Source organism: Komagataeibacter oboediens, from assembly GCF_018491655.1.
Classification (GTDB): Bacteria; Pseudomonadota; Alphaproteobacteria; order Acetobacterales; family Acetobacteraceae; genus Komagataeibacter; species Komagataeibacter oboediens.
On record NZ_JABLUU010000008.1, the window covers coordinates 98,704 to 113,443 of the forward strand.

Annotated in this window: 14 protein-coding genes and 1 tRNA gene; 8 read left to right on the forward strand and 7 right to left on the reverse strand. The window is 60.4% G+C overall.

Features of this window, described 5'->3' with window-relative positions:
• Positions 1 to 14: 14 nt before the first annotated feature.
• The 3 genes from HNO79_RS08840 to HNO79_RS08850 form a co-directional block, all read right to left on the reverse strand.
• On the reverse strand, positions 15 to 1,046 hold the full coding sequence (locus tag HNO79_RS08840; RefSeq protein ID WP_244987486.1) for a DUF5655 domain-containing protein: 1,032 nt from the start codon (positions 1,044 to 1,046) through the stop codon (positions 15 to 17).
• 31 nt (positions 1,047 to 1,077) lie between these two features.
• The gene (locus HNO79_RS08845) at positions 1,078 to 2,226 is read right to left on the reverse strand and encodes a BMP family ABC transporter substrate-binding protein (protein ID WP_214165699.1); all 1,149 of its coding nucleotides are present in this window, start codon (positions 2,224 to 2,226) and stop codon (positions 1,078 to 1,080) included.
• 184 nt (positions 2,227 to 2,410) lie between these two features.
• Entirely contained in the window at positions 2,411 to 3,760 is a 1,350-nt protein-coding gene (locus HNO79_RS08850; protein ID WP_214165698.1) for an amidohydrolase family protein, read from the reverse strand.
• Between the two features lie 945 nt (positions 3,761 to 4,705).
• On the opposite strand from HNO79_RS08850, the gene HNO79_RS08855 reads away from it, so the two are divergent.
• From HNO79_RS08855 to HNO79_RS08875, 5 genes are all read left to right on the forward strand, one after another.
• Positions 4,706 to 5,401 (forward strand): YoaK family protein, encoded by a 696-nt coding sequence (locus tag HNO79_RS08855; protein WP_048855796.1) that lies wholly within the window; start codon positions 4,706 to 4,708, stop codon positions 5,399 to 5,401.
• A 52-nt stretch (positions 5,402 to 5,453) separates the two neighbouring features.
• Positions 5,454 to 5,999 (forward strand): aminoacyl-tRNA deacylase, encoded by a 546-nt coding sequence (locus HNO79_RS08860; RefSeq protein ID WP_283095649.1) that lies wholly within the window; start codon positions 5,454 to 5,456, stop codon positions 5,997 to 5,999.
• Between the two features lie 51 nt (positions 6,000 to 6,050).
• Complete coding sequence (locus HNO79_RS08865; RefSeq protein WP_214165697.1) at positions 6,051 to 9,002, forward strand: glycosyltransferase; 2,952 nt, start codon at positions 6,051 to 6,053, stop codon at positions 9,000 to 9,002.
• Positions 9,003 to 9,046: 44 nt separating this feature from the next.
• Positions 9,047 to 9,733 (forward strand): NUDIX domain-containing protein, encoded by a 687-nt coding sequence (locus HNO79_RS08870; protein WP_214165696.1) that lies wholly within the window; start codon positions 9,047 to 9,049, stop codon positions 9,731 to 9,733.
• A gap of 215 nt (positions 9,734 to 9,948) precedes the next feature.
• The gene (locus HNO79_RS08875) at positions 9,949 to 10,311 is read left to right on the forward strand and encodes a YidB family protein (RefSeq protein ID WP_214165695.1); all 363 of its coding nucleotides are present in this window, start codon (positions 9,949 to 9,951) and stop codon (positions 10,309 to 10,311) included.
• Positions 10,312 to 10,350: 39 nt separating this feature from the next.
• Here HNO79_RS08875 and HNO79_RS08880 read toward each other — a convergent pair whose 3' ends face one another.
• Entirely contained in the window at positions 10,351 to 11,208 is an 858-nt protein-coding gene (locus HNO79_RS08880) for an N-formylglutamate amidohydrolase (RefSeq protein ID WP_214165709.1), read from the reverse strand.
• A gap of 182 nt (positions 11,209 to 11,390) precedes the next feature.
• On the opposite strand from HNO79_RS08880, the gene HNO79_RS08885 reads away from it, so the two are divergent.
• Both HNO79_RS08885 and HNO79_RS08890 read left to right on the forward strand, forming a co-directional pair.
• Positions 11,391 to 11,465: transfer RNA gene (locus HNO79_RS08885), tRNA-Val, on the forward strand.
• A gap of 310 nt (positions 11,466 to 11,775) precedes the next feature.
• Positions 11,776 to 11,931 (forward strand): hypothetical protein, encoded by a 156-nt coding sequence (locus HNO79_RS08890; protein ID WP_214165694.1) that lies wholly within the window; start codon positions 11,776 to 11,778, stop codon positions 11,929 to 11,931.
• 308 nt (positions 11,932 to 12,239) lie between these two features.
• Here the strand turns inward: HNO79_RS08890 and HNO79_RS08895 are convergent, their stop codons facing one another.
• Together HNO79_RS08895 and HNO79_RS17255 are read right to left on the reverse strand one after the other, a co-directional pair.
• Complete coding sequence (locus HNO79_RS08895; RefSeq protein ID WP_187294152.1) at positions 12,240 to 12,395, reverse strand: hypothetical protein; 156 nt, start codon at positions 12,393 to 12,395, stop codon at positions 12,240 to 12,242.
• A 201-nt stretch (positions 12,396 to 12,596) separates the two neighbouring features.
• Positions 12,597 to 13,397, reverse strand: coding sequence for a hypothetical protein (locus HNO79_RS17255; RefSeq protein ID WP_244987487.1), 801 nt, complete (start codon positions 13,395 to 13,397; stop codon positions 12,597 to 12,599).
• Here HNO79_RS17255 and HNO79_RS08900 point away from each other — a divergent pair.
• A complete protein-coding gene (locus HNO79_RS08900) occupies positions 13,396 to 14,241 on the forward strand; it encodes an alpha/beta hydrolase (RefSeq protein ID WP_244987488.1) in 846 nt (281 codons plus the stop codon). The two genes, HNO79_RS17255 and HNO79_RS08900, sit on opposite strands and share 2 nt — an antisense overlap.
• Positions 14,242 to 14,265: 24 nt before the next feature.
• Here HNO79_RS08900 and HNO79_RS08905 read toward each other — a convergent pair whose 3' ends face one another.
• Entirely contained in the window at positions 14,266 to 14,718 is a 453-nt protein-coding gene (locus tag HNO79_RS08905) for a hypothetical protein (protein ID WP_214165692.1), read from the reverse strand.
• Positions 14,719 to 14,740 lie beyond the last annotated feature (22 nt).

Genomic DNA, 14,740 nt, shown 5'->3' on the forward strand with positions numbered 1-14,740 from the left:
CTGGTATGGGCGTGTCAGGAACTTTCGTATGATTTTTCAATCAGGGGTTTGGCACGCTCCAGATCATTGAGGTTACGCAGTGTCACCTCAAGGTCGCCCGTTCCGAAATGGCCCTTATTTTTAACGTTGCGTGTGAAGCCTTTTTCCAGCGCGACGGTATCCGGGTCGACCTTGAGGTAAAGCCGGAGCACATCAAGGGTCGGCTTCACTTCCAGACAGACAAAGTTCTTTATCCGCCTGAATGCAAAATAACAGTTCAAGGTTTTCTGCGTAACGTCATCACCTAGTGAAAGAAGATAGGCGACTGTATCCGAGTACAGGTTTGTAAGCGCCTCTCCCGCATCAGCCAGACTTTCTGAATTTGTCTTGTGGCGTGTTGCCCCTTTTGCGCTACCTGCAACAGCCATGGCACCATCCGTCATCGGCATGGATGGGTTTATTACCGGCTGGCTGACACGGGATGATGATACGCTTGTCAGCAGGTCCAGCATCAGTAGATCCTGCCCAAAACGTCGATAGCGGATCAGTTCAATATTTCGCCCCATCTGCTTGATGGCGTGCAGATCATAGCGGGTGAAATCCGCTGCAATACAGATCAGGCGTGGCGCACTCCATTCAATGGCATCGGCTTTTTCCTTGCCCATATTTTCCTGCACAAGAAGCCGGAAATCGGCCTTATGATCCATCAGCCAGTCAAGGTAGAACAGACCCTGATTGATAACGTTTTCATTTATATTTCTTTTGTACTCGATTATAACGGGATAACTGTTTTCATCCAGTCCCAGCGTATCCATGCGACCGCCGTGGGTTGTGGAGTATTCGGATGCCAGAAAGCGGACACCCAGTAATGCTTCCAGATTCTTCTCGAAAAGGGTCTGTAATGCCCTCTCAAGCGGCGCTGACGATCCAGACAGTTCGCTCGCTTGATTATCGCTGATCTGGAAAAGTTTAATATCACTCAAAAAACTGCTCCGGCCTGATAATCCCCGTTGGTTTTTACCGTAAACGAAAGCGTTCACAACCATTGCGGCGCGGAGGGGCGTCATGCGCCTGATCAGGGGAAATCGAACGGATTGCCTATGGCAACCCGCTGACCCCTTCCACCGCCCAGTCCCAGTCATACAGGTCAAGGTCATTCATCGTGGTGCCTTCGGCCACGCGCAGGTTGCCGTGCTGGTCACGGATGGGGCCACTGAAGGGCGACCAGCCGCCCATGATGCGCGCACGCACGGCGTCCGCCCGATCACGCACGGCCTGCGGCACACGCTGGCCCCATGGGTCACGGTCCACGCCCTCCCCCATCATCAGCAGTTGCGGGACAGGCCGCCATGTCCCCGTGAGCCGCGCGCGCACCTGCGCTATGTAGAACTGCGCGAAATCCAGCACAACCGACGCCACGTATGCATCCGGCCCGAACTGCCGTATGTCCTTGTTCCACATGGCTGCCCACAGCCCGCGTTCCTGCGCCACATGCAGGTAGCCCGCTTCGTCCATGATCCCGAACAGGAAGTCACACCCCTTGTCCGCCAGCGCGTTCGCCGCCTGGATCGCAGCCTGTGGGTCGAACCAGGCGTTGATGCTGATGACCTGCATGGTTGCATCGGGATTGACGCTGCGGGCGCCCATAAGAGCAGCATTGGCCCCGGCATAGGCCGAAGGCAGCGGAAAGGACGCAATGAAGCCCAGCCTGCCGTCCCGGCTGAGCAGCCCCGCCGCAACCCCGATCACGTAGCTGACATACCAGTGCGCGATATAATACCAGCTGACATTGGCGCGCAGGGGCCGCCCGTCGCACTGCATGAAGGCCGTATCGGGCGCGCGGGCCGCCACATCGGTCAGGAAGTCCCCATAATCCGCGCCGGTCATGACCAGCTGCGCCCCTTCCGCCACGAATTCACGCAGCAGGCGCGTGGCGTCGGCGGAATACGGCATGCTTTCCACGTACACCGTACGCAGCCTTGGAAAGGCACGGCGCACGGCCTGCACCGCGACATGGTGCATTTCGGTCCAGCCGCCATCACTGACCGGACCGACATAGCCCAGCGCCAGCAGGGCATCTTCCTCCGCGACCGGGGGCATGGGCGCAATGGTGGAAAACGGGTCCGCCAGCCCCGCCAGAAGCCGGTCCGTGGCGGTCGGGGCCGCGGCCTGTCCCTTACGGGTTACAAGACCGGTGGAAAACGCGGCCCCCGCGGTGGCCAGAAGCTGCCGGCGCGGCAGGATCATGCATGCAGTCCTTGTCACAAGGGATGGAAGATGCGCGCACGTACCTTCCGCGGCACGTCACCTGCTGACATACCCGGTACGCATGCTAACCATGCGCACGCCAGACACAAGGGGTCATGCAGCAGTAATCGCGGAAGGTGGAACCGCGCCCCTGCCTGCCGGTGCGAAGTACGGGACGCAGGTGCTAGGCGATTTTCTGTATCCGACGCGCCTGCTGCGCATGCTCGCGCAGCATGTCCTTCAGCGCCGTCATGGTGGGCTGGCAGTTTTCCACCAGCACCCTGCCGTTCACGATGGACGTGCCCGCCACGGCGGGGCCGCAGCGCAGCCATGCCTCCACCGGGTCGGTTATCGCCCCGGCCAGCGCCACCTCGTTCGCATGCCAGATCACCAGATCGGCACATGCACCCGGACGCAGGTGCCCGATTTCATCGTCCCAGCCCAGACAGGCGGCGCCACCACGGGTGGCCATGTCCAGCGCTTCACGCGCGCCCATGGCCGCAGGGCCATGGCTGACCCGGCCAAGCAGCATGGCGTTGCGTGTTTCCATCCACATGGAGGCATGATCCGTCGTGGCCGACCCGTTGCAGCCCAGCCCGACCTTTATGCCGCGTTCGCGCATGTCCAGCGCATCCGCGCTGCCGCCGCCGATCATCATGTTGGAACTGGGACACTGCACCACGCTGATCCCGGCCTTCGCCATGCGGGTGACTTCGGACGGGGATGGATAGATGTAGTGCGCGACCCATGTACGCGGGCTGGCCCATCCCATCCGCTCGAACTGTTCGGTGGGGGTGCAGTTGTACATGCTCAGGCAGAAATCATCTTCCTCCATATCCTCGCCCAGATGGGTATGCAGGCGCAGGTCGAGGCGTTCGGCCATGGTCAGGGATTCGCGCATGATGCGTTCGGACGCCGAAAACATGGAGACCGGACCCAGCGCCACGCGGCCCATGGCGCCGGGCGCGGGATCATGAAACGCGCTGACCAGGCGTTCGCAGTCGGACAGGATCGTGTCCTCATCCTGCACAAGATCAGACGGAGGCAGGCCGCCATCCGCCTGCGCGCGCGTCATGCTGCCACGCGTGGCGTAAAAGCGCATGCCGATATCACGCGCTGCCCGGAACTGTTCATCAATCAGGCGTGGCCGGGGGTGGATGTACATATGATCCATGGAGGTGGTACACCCCCCCAGCAACAGTTCGATCATGGCGATATAGGTGGACACGTAGACGGAATCCGCATCCAGCCCGGCCCATAGTGGGTACAATGCCTGCAGCCATGCGAACAGCCGCAGGCGCGTCGCAGGCGCGTACGAACGCGTCAGGTTCTGGTACATATGGTGGTGGGCATTGACCAGGCCAGGGGTGACCAGCCGTCCACCCGCATTGATGACCCGCCCAGCCTGCGGTGGGGACTGCTGCGGGCCGCCTACGGAATGAATGCGGTTTTTTTCGATGGCGATCCAGCCACCGGGAATTTCCCAGTCCTGATCAAGGTACAGATGGGCATCACAAATCAGAATATCAATCATTACTCAACCATACTGTTCCAGTTCCCGCCGCGTACGGACGGGGGAAACCGCCGCATCGGGATGCTGGAAACGCGAATACTGAATCAGTCACTATTACATTGTTATTTACAAAAATTATTTAAGTGTTTTTTTTGAACATGCCATCATCATTCGCGCCTGTCCATATGTATAGACAGACGCATTCGCGGAAATGACAGAAAAGACAACCCCGGATTGTGAAAAGACATGCCGTATGGAGAGGAAAGCATATCCCTCTGGTTGTATTGTTTACAAACAATTAACTAAAAATCGGTTTTTTCAGCCTGAAATAGGCATCGGCCCGCATTTTCTGCATAGATTAATTACACATATGTTAATTTATCTATATTGGTTCATATCATTAACCACGAACAAAATCCTGATTACATTCCCATCACAAGAACAGCCATATGACAGTTTGTAGGCATAAGTTCCTATCCTGCAGACCTAAGCGATGTAGGATAAGCTGGTATTTGTGGATCATGAATCAGGTCAAACCGGGAACATACATTTTCATATATGGTATTCTGTAACCATTATATTAATATTTTTAAATGATCTGCCTGCCGAAACGAATTTATAACATTATGTTACATGCGGCGTTCGCACCATTCATGGCGAACAATGGCAGGAATGTGGCGTTTCCGTCATGGTGACATACCATTCACCAGTCAGGGACGCATGCGATGCATGGCAGGTCCCGCAACATCCCTATGATCAAAAATTCTATAATAAATATAGGCCGAGCATACTGATACCGGCAACCGGAAGTTGCGGTGACTGTACCACGCGCCATTCTGCCTCGCCATGATGTGATCAGGTCGCGCGCGCATGCCCCGTGGTGTTTCGGGTTGCACATCCCCCGCCCCATGGCGGATACCACAGGTCATGGGCGGGCGGCTTCCCGCTATGGATGGAACACGGGGCATGCTGGTTCACGAAGGGGCATCACGCAATATAGGTACCGACCTGCGGCTGGGCTGTACGCTGGCGGCGGCGGCGGGCGGGGTGAATGTGGCCGGGTTTCTGGCACTGGGGTATTACACCGCCAACATGACCGGCAACCTGTCAGCCCTGGCCGTTGGCGTGGGCGATGGGGGCATGGTGTCCGTCCTGTCGTGTATCGGGCTGGTCGGGGCGTTTGTCATGGGCGGGTGTGTGGCCACGCTGCTGGTGGGGGCGGGGCGCAGGCTGGGCATGCGCGCGGTCCATGCCGCCAGCATTGCGCTGGAGGGTGCGCTGCTGGCGGCGCTGGGGATGCTGTCCATCCTGCTGCCCGCATGGATGGAAGCGGGCGCGCTGGGATACGGCATGGGTTTCCTCATGGGGCTGCAGAACGCCACCGTCACCCATATTTCCGGCGCGCGGGTCCGCACCACCCATATGACAGGCATGCTGACCGACCTGGGCATGGAACTTGCGCAATTGCTGCAGGACCCCAGGGCAATGCGGGTGCGCGAACGGGTGCGGCTGCATGGCGCGATCATTGCCTGTTTCGCGCTGGGGGGCGTGGGTGGCGCGATCGGCTACCGGCTGTATGGCATGCGGCTGCTGGTGCTGCTGGGGGGCGGGCTGGTCATGCTGGCCATACCGGGGCTGTGGCGGGCAAGGCACCCGCGCTGAGGTCGCCTGTCAGGCACTTGCATGGCACCGGGTGCTATTTTATCCTTGGTGCATGAAGCGCGGGCACGCCCGCGACCAGCGGGAGCAGAACGTGATACAACAGACGAAAGCCACCGAATTCCTGGCCGCTCGCGGCGTGCCCTTTTCGGTGCATGATTATGAATACGCCCCCGGCGGCGGGCTGATCGGGATGCAGGCGGCGCAGTCCATCGGGGCAGACCCGGGCTGTGTGCTCAAGACGCTGGTGGTGGAAGTGGACCGCAGGACACCGGTCTGCCTGGTGGTGCCCGCCGACCACAAGGTGAATTTCAAGAAGGTCGCGGCCCTGTTCGATGGCCGCAACGCACGGATGATGAGCCCAGAAAAATCAGCTGACCTGACCGGTTTCCGCTCCGGCGGGACCAGCCCGTTCGGACAGGAGCATCAGTTGCCCGTCGTCCTGTCCGCAGCCGCGATGGCGTGCCCGCATGTCTATATCAATGCTGGCGACCAGGGACTGGTGGTGCGCATTACCCCCGCTGATGCGCAGAAGGCGGCAGATGCGCAGGTGGCCGATATTTCCGCGCCGCCCGCCCCGGCGGAACCAATCAAAAATTAACCTTTGACGTGCATAACCCGTCCCTGAACAGAACAGGGACAGGAATGCACGATGGCTGTTTCCTCGGATAATGCGGAAATGGCTGCCGGGTGGGCCACGTTCGATCCCGCATGGTACTACGCCCGCCATGCGGCGATGCTCGACCTTATGGATATTCCGCCCGAACAGGCGCAGGCGTTTTATGAAGCACACGGCGCGGCGCTGGGCCATTCGCCCAATCCCTTTTTTGATGAGGACTGGTACCGCGCCACCTATCCCGATGTTGCGCAGCAGGTGCTGGCGGGCACATGGCGCAGCGGGTTCGACCATTACCTGAATGCGGGGCTGGACACGCACGACCCGCACTGGCTGTTTGATACGCGCACCTATCTGGCGGCCTATCCCGACATCACGCCCGCAACGCTGGCAGCCGGCGGCTACCGCAACGCCTATGACCATTACCTGCGCACGGGCGATGGGGAAATGCGCAGCGGGTCGTGCTTTTTTGATCCCGAAACCTACCTTGCCCTGCTGGCGGAATGCCAGCACGACACCACCACGCACCCCTTTGCCGATTACCTGCGCCGGGGCATGGCCGCCCTGCCCTGCCGCAGCGTATCGCTGTATTTCGATGCGGAATGGTATGCACAGACCTATCCCGACGCCCATGCGGACATTACGCAGGGCATGTGGCGCGGAGCCCTGCACCATTACCTGTGCAATACCACGCCGCAGGCGTTCGATCCGGGACCATTCTTTTCCGAATCCTTCTATGCCATGGTCAACCCGGACGTGCTCGGCGCGATCGAGGCCGGGAACCTGCGCAACGGCTATGCCCATTTCCTCAGTGACGGCGTGCATGAACAGCGCAAGCCGTGTTCGACACTGGACCTTGCGCAGTACATGCGCGACCCCGGCGTCCAGGCCGATATCGCCGCCCGCCGCGCGCGCGACGGGCTGGGCCATTACCTTGCCGCCCGCCCCGACCTGAAACCGCCCCCACCGCCGATGGTCACGGAAGAACAGGCCCGCACCCTGTTCCGCCACATGTGCAACGCCCGCCTGCCGCTGCTGCTCAATGGCGGGATCGATTTCACGTCTGATGCGCCGCCTGCGCTGAGCGTCATCATCGTGGCGCATGACCAGTTTGCGCTGACCATGTCCACCCTTGCCTCGTTACGCGCGAATTATCACGGGTCGATGCAGGTCCTGCTGGTGGATTCCGGGTCGCGCGATGGCGTGGCCGGGATCGAGGACCACGTGCGCGGGATCGAGGTCCTGCGCTTCGCGGGCAATATCGGGTTCGTGCGCGGGTGCAATGCGGCGCTGGCGCGGGTGCGGGCACCTGCCACGCTATACCTCAACAACGACGTGGACCTGCAATATGGTGCGGTGGCGCGCGCGCTGTCGCGGCTGATGGCGGACGAGGCGACCGGCGCGGTCGGGGCCCGCGTCATCCGCACGCATGGCCTGCTGCAGGAAGCGGGCAGCCTGATCTGGCGCGACGGATCTGTGCAGGGCTACATGCGCGACGCCCATCCATGCGTGCCCGAAGCGGGGTTCGTCCGCGCGGTGGATTTCTGTTCGGGCGTGTTCCTGATGGTCCGGACGGACGTACTGCAGGTGCTTGACGGATTCGATGAAAGCTTCGCCCCCGCCTATTTCGAGGAAACCGACCTGTGCATGCGCATCCGCACCCTGGGATACCGGATCATGTACGACCCGGGCGTCTGCCTTGTGCATTATGAATGTGGCACGTCGGATGGAACCAGCGCGTCACGACTGATCGCGCGCAACAATGACCTGTTCACCCGCAGGCACGGTCCCGCACTGCGGCGCAGGCTGCTGCGGCATGACCCCCTGCAGGCCCGCGCCCGGCATGCGGATGACGGGCGCCACATCCTGTTCATCGAGGACAGGCTGCCGCTGCGCCACCTGGGATCGGGCTTCACCCGGTCGAATGACATCGTGACCACACTGGCGGGCCTTGGCTATCATGTTACGGTCTTTCCCATCTTCCGCCCGATCGAAAGCGCCGCGGCACTGGCCGCCGCCTTTCCCGAGACCGTGGAGGTCATCCACGACCGCGAACTGCCCGACCTGCCCGATTTCCTGCGCGCGCGCAGCGGGTGTTTCGACGCGATCTGGATCGCCCGCACGCAGAACGCCGCCCGCGTGGCCAGTATCCTGAACGATGCCGCATCCTGCATTCCCGCCGACCACATCGTGGTCGATACCGAGGCACTGGTTGCCTGCCGGGACATGGAATACGACCGCCTGCATGACATCACCCCGTCACCACCGCTGTCCGAACGGCTGGAACGTGAACTGCGCCCCCTGTTCCTGGCGCAGCGCGTGGTCGCGGTCAACGCGGCGGAGGCGGACCTGCTGCGCGCCGCGGGCTTTGACAACGTGTCGGTCCTTGGTCACGTGCAGGTCCCAAGGCCCACCGGGCCGGGATGGGCCGCACGGCGGGATATCCTGTTCCTTGGCGCGGTTCATGAAATGCGCTCGCCCAACCTCGACTCGCTCGCATGGTTCAGTAGCGAGGTCCTGCCCCTGCTGGTAGCGCAACTGGGCGCGGATATCCGGTTCACCGTTTGCGGCCATACCGGACCGCGCGTTGACCTTGGCCCGCTGCGCCACAATCCCAACGTGCGCATGCTGGGCCGTGTCGCGGACACTGCCCCGGTTTACGACCAACACCGCGTGTTCGTGGCACCGACCCGCTATGCCGCCGGTATTGCCTACAAACTGCATGAAGCCGCCGCCAACGGCCTGCCGGTAGTCGGGTCGCCGCTATTGTGCCAGCAGGCGGGCTGGCGCGACGGGCAGGACATGCTGTGCGCCAGTGTTACGGACCCGGCGGATTTTGCGCGGCAGGTCGTGCGCCTCTATCATGACCAGACCCTGTGGGACACGGTGCGGGATAACGCACTGACCCGCATCGCCACCGAACATGCCCCGCAGGATTACGCCAGCCGGGTGGCGGACATCATGAACGCCGTATTCACACCGGGATAAGGGCCAGACCTGTTTCCGGCACGTCACCAACAGGAACCGGAAACATGACCCAGACGGAAAATATTTCCTTTGCCCCCGGCATTGACGCAACCCTGCACGACCGGGTGCTGGACGCACCGCATTTCCGCCGGTGGTATCAGGGCATGCGCGAACGCTTCACCCTGCGCCACGTGCTGGTGCGCGACGCCATTGCCTTTGATGCACACCGCATGGGATTCATACTGGTCGAGGCCGATGCCCTGCATGACGGCCACCGCGTTCCAGGCATTGCATTGCTGCGCGGGGATTCCGTATCGGTGCTGCTGGTGCTGAAATGCCCCGGCTATCCCGACCGGACCGTGGTCACGTGCGAGGCACGGGTGCCCGTGGCGCGGCCCGATCTGCTGGCGCTGCCAGCGGGGATGCTGGATGGCGGCGCGTTTGTCAGCACCGCGCTGCGCGAACTGTCGGAAGAAGTCGGCGCGGACCTGCAGGTCCGTGCACAGGATCTGGTGAAACTGACCGATGTCTGGCTGTCTCCCGGCGGGTGTGACGAGGCGATTGGCCTGTATTATACCGAACTGCACATAACCGAACCGCAGGCCCGTGCCCTGTCGGACCGGCAGACCGGCCTTGCACGGGAAAATGAATATATCCGCCTGCATGTCCTGGACCTGTCGGACCTGCCACATATCGGCATGACGGACGCCAAAACGTTGCTTTCATGGCACATGTATCAGGCACGGCGGTAAGCGCCGCTTTTTTTGTTGACACAACCCCGTGAGGACACTCATAAAGTCTGGAAGCAGACTGCCTTGTGCACCTGCTTCTTGGACGTTTCCTCCCTAAACTCAGCGGTGCATATGCACCGCTTTTTTTTGGCCTGTTTTATCAAAATTTCCTATAACTGTCTGTCGTGTCGTATACTCGGCACCCCACCCATACGAGAGACGGGAAAGAAAGCAGAATGAGCGGTATCTTCAATGATGTAATGGGCAAGCTGAGCGACCTTGCAGGCGCATCTGGCCTGTCGCAGCAGGTGCACTCCTATCTGTCGCAGCTGCTGACCCCCGACACCCTCAGCACGCTGGTGTCGCAGGCGGAACAGGCCGGACTGGGGGACAAGGTCCGGTCATGGATCGGGGACGGCCATAACCTGCCGATCTCCACCGATGAGCTGCGCAGCCTGCTCAGCAGCCAGCAGGTCCAGGCCATGGTGGACAAGACCGGCCTGCCCGCCGCCACCATCCTGCCCGTCCTGGCCCACCTGCTGCCCGAAGCCGTCAATACCCAGACGCCCCAGGGCCAGGTTCCCACCAAGACGGCCTGACTGCATGACGGGGGCCGGGCCCTTGCGCCCGGCCTTCCGCTATTCAGCCGCCTGTTGTCCCAACAGGCCGCCATACAGGACCAGACGGTCCACCAGATCGCGCAACACTGCCTGCACCGCGGGAAAACCCGCATGGGGCGCCAGCGTGTCCTGATCCATGTACAGTGCCCGGCTGATTTCCAGCTGCAGCGCCTGCACGCCACGGCGCGGGCGCCCGTAATGCCGCGTGACATACCCGCCTGCAAAGGGGACATTACGCGCCACGTCATACCCATGGCCAACCAGCACCTGTTCCACCAGCGCCGTCAGCTGCGGTGAACATGCCGTGCCCCATGCATTACCCAGAACAAAATCAGCCTGCATGCCCCGCCCCTTCAGCGCGGGCATGGAATGGGCATCAAGCAGGATGCAGCAGCCATGCCGCGTCATGCTGTCATCCACCAGGCAGCCCAGCGCGTCATGATAGGGCTGCCAGCAGGTACGGATCCGGGCCTCGGCCTCGCTGAAGGGCAACGGGCGCGGATAGATCGGCCCGTCATGGGATACCATGCGCGCAATCGTGCCAAACCCCGCACGTACCTTGCTGCTGGTCGTATTACACCAGTCAGGCAGTTTTTCGCTGAACATGGTGGGGTCAAGTTCCCATGCCTCGCGGTTGACGTCGCAATAGGCACGGGGAAAGGTTGCATGCAGCAATGTGGCCCCCTGCCCCGGCGCCGCCGCGAACAGCTGGTCCACGTAGCAATCCTCGCTCCGGCGCAGGGCGCGGGCGTCCAGCCGGGACATGCGCAGGAATTCCGCCGGATACTCCCGCCCGGAATGGGGAGAGGCCACGATGACGGGTGTCCCCCCTCCATCGGGACGATGGATGTGGAAGGGCGGCACGACCGGGTCCATCACGGCGTTTTTTCCGCACGCAACAGCCGTGAATGGCCGCGCAGGATCACAGGCAGGAAGGCGGGAGAGCACATGCACGCCATAGGGACAGGTGGCTGCTTTGGGGTCAATGTGATTTTTTTTAAAACAGGGGTTGCATCCCCCTGAAAGGGTGAGTAAAAGCCACCTCACCGGAGCCGATTGGGCGCATAGCTCAGCGGTAGAGCACTACCTTGACATGGTAGGGGTCACAGGTTCAATCCCTGTTGCGCCCACCACTCGGCTCCGGGTATTCCGCCAAAAACTAGCGTGTTGTGTGATAATCCCATATGGGGTTTGAGTCATTAGCGTCCACTATGATCCATCATGCACCAGCATGAATGTGTGCAAAAGTGGTGCAGTATGTTCTGCATATGTTTTCATATAGGCGCCTGTACCCCTGCTCCCCTTCCATTATAATCACCCCGCTGCGGCACCCATCCGGTTGATGCCGGTCACACTACCGCAGCGCCGCATTTGCCCTGCACGGCGTCTTTCCTGACGTGTTGCGCAGCGTAATTGCGGCGGAAGAAGCCGCAGGCATCTCGCATGATGATTTCCGCACCGGTTGTAGCCCATCCGCAATTCGTGAACGTGACGCCGCTGGTGCGTCGCGGCGGACAGGATCGACCGTTCAGCCCTATCGCACACTTTGAAGCCAGGCTGCACGACTGCCGCTATATTCCCTGCGTGGGCCGTCTTTGACAGGGATGAGACGCGACCATCAAGAAAGCCACGGCTGCCGCTGCCGGGAAGATGCCTGATACCTGATCACCTCAGGCGGCCATGAGCGGAAACCGCGCATCATTCCGGTGTCAGTTGCATGACATCCTTTATCTGTCGCCGCATGGACGGTCGTATTTGGCAAGGACTTCAGCAGACCGATACGTTTTCAAAAGAGAATTGATCGGGCACCAATATTTGCATTCCCGCCCCGTTGATCGGTGCAGGGTTGAATTTGTGTAACCCCTCGATCTCAGCCCAGGGCTACACATGCCATTTCAGGAAACGGATCATTTCAACGTCCAGCCGACGGCGAAGCCACAGGCTGCGAAAACGCCTGCGGCAATGAGGTCGCTCAAGGGCGAATATGGTGGGGTAAACATCATCATCCCCTCCACCGCACACACTGCGACGGCAAATATTACAGTTGCGACCTTTTTATTCATTACCCCTCACCTTCCAACTCGCCTGCATGTTCAGCCATGACGCGTTGATACGCCGGGACAAACGTCAATTGCGATGCTGTCCTGCCAATCCCGAAGCGCAATATGAAGAGCCGTGGGCTACCGCATATACCCGTATGGACAGGACGCCCAAACATCCGGGACACTTCTGCTGACATATTCGATTGCACAGAACCTTGCCCGTCATCCACGGTCAAAGACCTTACCCTGGAAACGCTTGCACCGCTCCAGGCGACAAGCCCTGACGGGGAACCATAAGAAATCCGATAGGCAGGGAAAGGATGACGCCGTCCGATAAAAACATGCGCCACAAGCATTACGGACGCCATGCAGACCGTCAATGAACGGAACTGTCACACGACATCCCTTCCTGTCGATTTCAGGGGCTGGCTGGAACGAAGAAACCGGGTTCAGACATGTCAGTGCCGAATGGGAATGCTCAGGCCGCCAAAGTTTTTTGACACATCGAATCCATAAGCCCCGTGCCGACAGCATGACGGCGCTGTTCATGGGATAGATATCTTCAGGCAGATGCCCCCCATGTGTCGCCGGATAGCGCATTAAGCCCTCGCATTCCGTAACCTTGTCGCGCTGGAAAGCTGGTCGTTTTATGCCCGTCAGTCGATCGGGAAACATGCAGGACCGTGACGACCATATCATCGCGCGATCGTTTTTTTCCGTTATTGTCATATGCTGGTATAAAAGATCACCCTTCAGGCTTTTTCCATAATGTCTGCCAATAAAAGACTTCTGGCCTGTCGTACCGGTCTGGTACGCCCGCATGAGGAACAGACCGCGATAACCAGCCAGACAGAGAACCGGAGACTGCCTTATGCGGTTCATGCGCAGATCAATGATTTTTGTGGCGATGGTCGTTCCCGTCTCACTCCTTTCCATAACGGCCCGTGCGACCACGCCTTCCCCACCGGTCGTCCAGACAGCCGTCGCGGCGCCGGGACCGAAAGGGCCGCTGGCGGGTACCATGCTGTCACCCGGCAGTGGTGTTCCTGTCGTGCTCATGATCCCCGGATCGGGGCCGACGGATCGGGACGGGAACAGCCCGCTGGGGCTAAAGGCGGCGACACTGAGGCTGCTGGCCGAAGGGCTGGCCACACGTGGTATCGCAACCGTTCGCATTGACAAACGGGGCATGTATGCAAGCGCTGGCGCCATTCCCGATGCAAATGCCGTAACAATTGGCGATTACGCAACGGATGTTCATTCATGGATCGCGTCCATCCGGCACATGACGGGTGCACGATGCGTCTGGGTTCTGGGCCATAGTGAAGGCGGTCTGGTTGCGCTATCGGCAGCGCAGGACAGCATGGATATCTGCGGCCTGATCCTGCTGGCGACACCCGGTCGTCCAACCGATCAGACGCTTGCGGAACAGCTAAGGGCCAACCCGGCAAATGCACCGGTGCTGGATCAGGCACTGGCCGCGATTGCGAACCTGAAAGCTGGACGCCACATTGATGTCAGCCAGTTCCATCCCGCCCTGCAGCGGCTTTTTCATCCTGCGATCCAGGATTTCCTGATCAGCGAATTCACGATTGACCCGGCAAAACTTCTATCCACGATCCATAAACCGGTCCTGATCGTGCAGGGTGAACGTGACATGCAGGTCAGTGTCGCGGATGCGCACGTCCTGAAACAGGCCGACCCGGCGGCGAAATCCATCATGCTGCCAAATACAAACCACGTGCTGAAGCCCGTCACGTCCGCTGACCGTCGGGTCAATCTTGCGACCTACGCCAATCCCGACCTGCCGCTTGTTCCCGCCGTCGTGCCAGCCATAGCGGAGTTCGTCCTGTCCGCTTCACGCTGATGCATGCGGACCTGTTCCGTCACATTACATACCGGAACAGGTCCAGCCGGATTCATACCGCGGCCATTCTACCAATGGCTGCCCAGCATTGTGTGGCCCGGCAAAATTACGGAAGTTCACCATGACGATGCACCCGAACAGCAGGAGCACGGCGACCCCATACCCCACATCATGGAGCAAGCGGATATCCAGCACGGCCTGCGCCATCAGGGTCAGAAAACCGGGCATGACGATGATGGTCGTTGCAATATAACCTGCGCCGCTGCTGACACGCCGTACGGCAAGATCGTGTTCATCCAGAGACACGAAAGCAGAGCCAGACGGATGGATGGGCAGGGAAGTATTGACGGTCACCGGCACCAGCTTCGCTGGCAGAAGGCGCGCTGGCGCGACCAGTGCGCGTAGCGTGGCAACAAACGCAACCCACAGCCTGACGGCGAAGCTCCATATCCGACATGTGAAAGCCGGATCCTCCATAGACTGATATCGCACCGCCAAG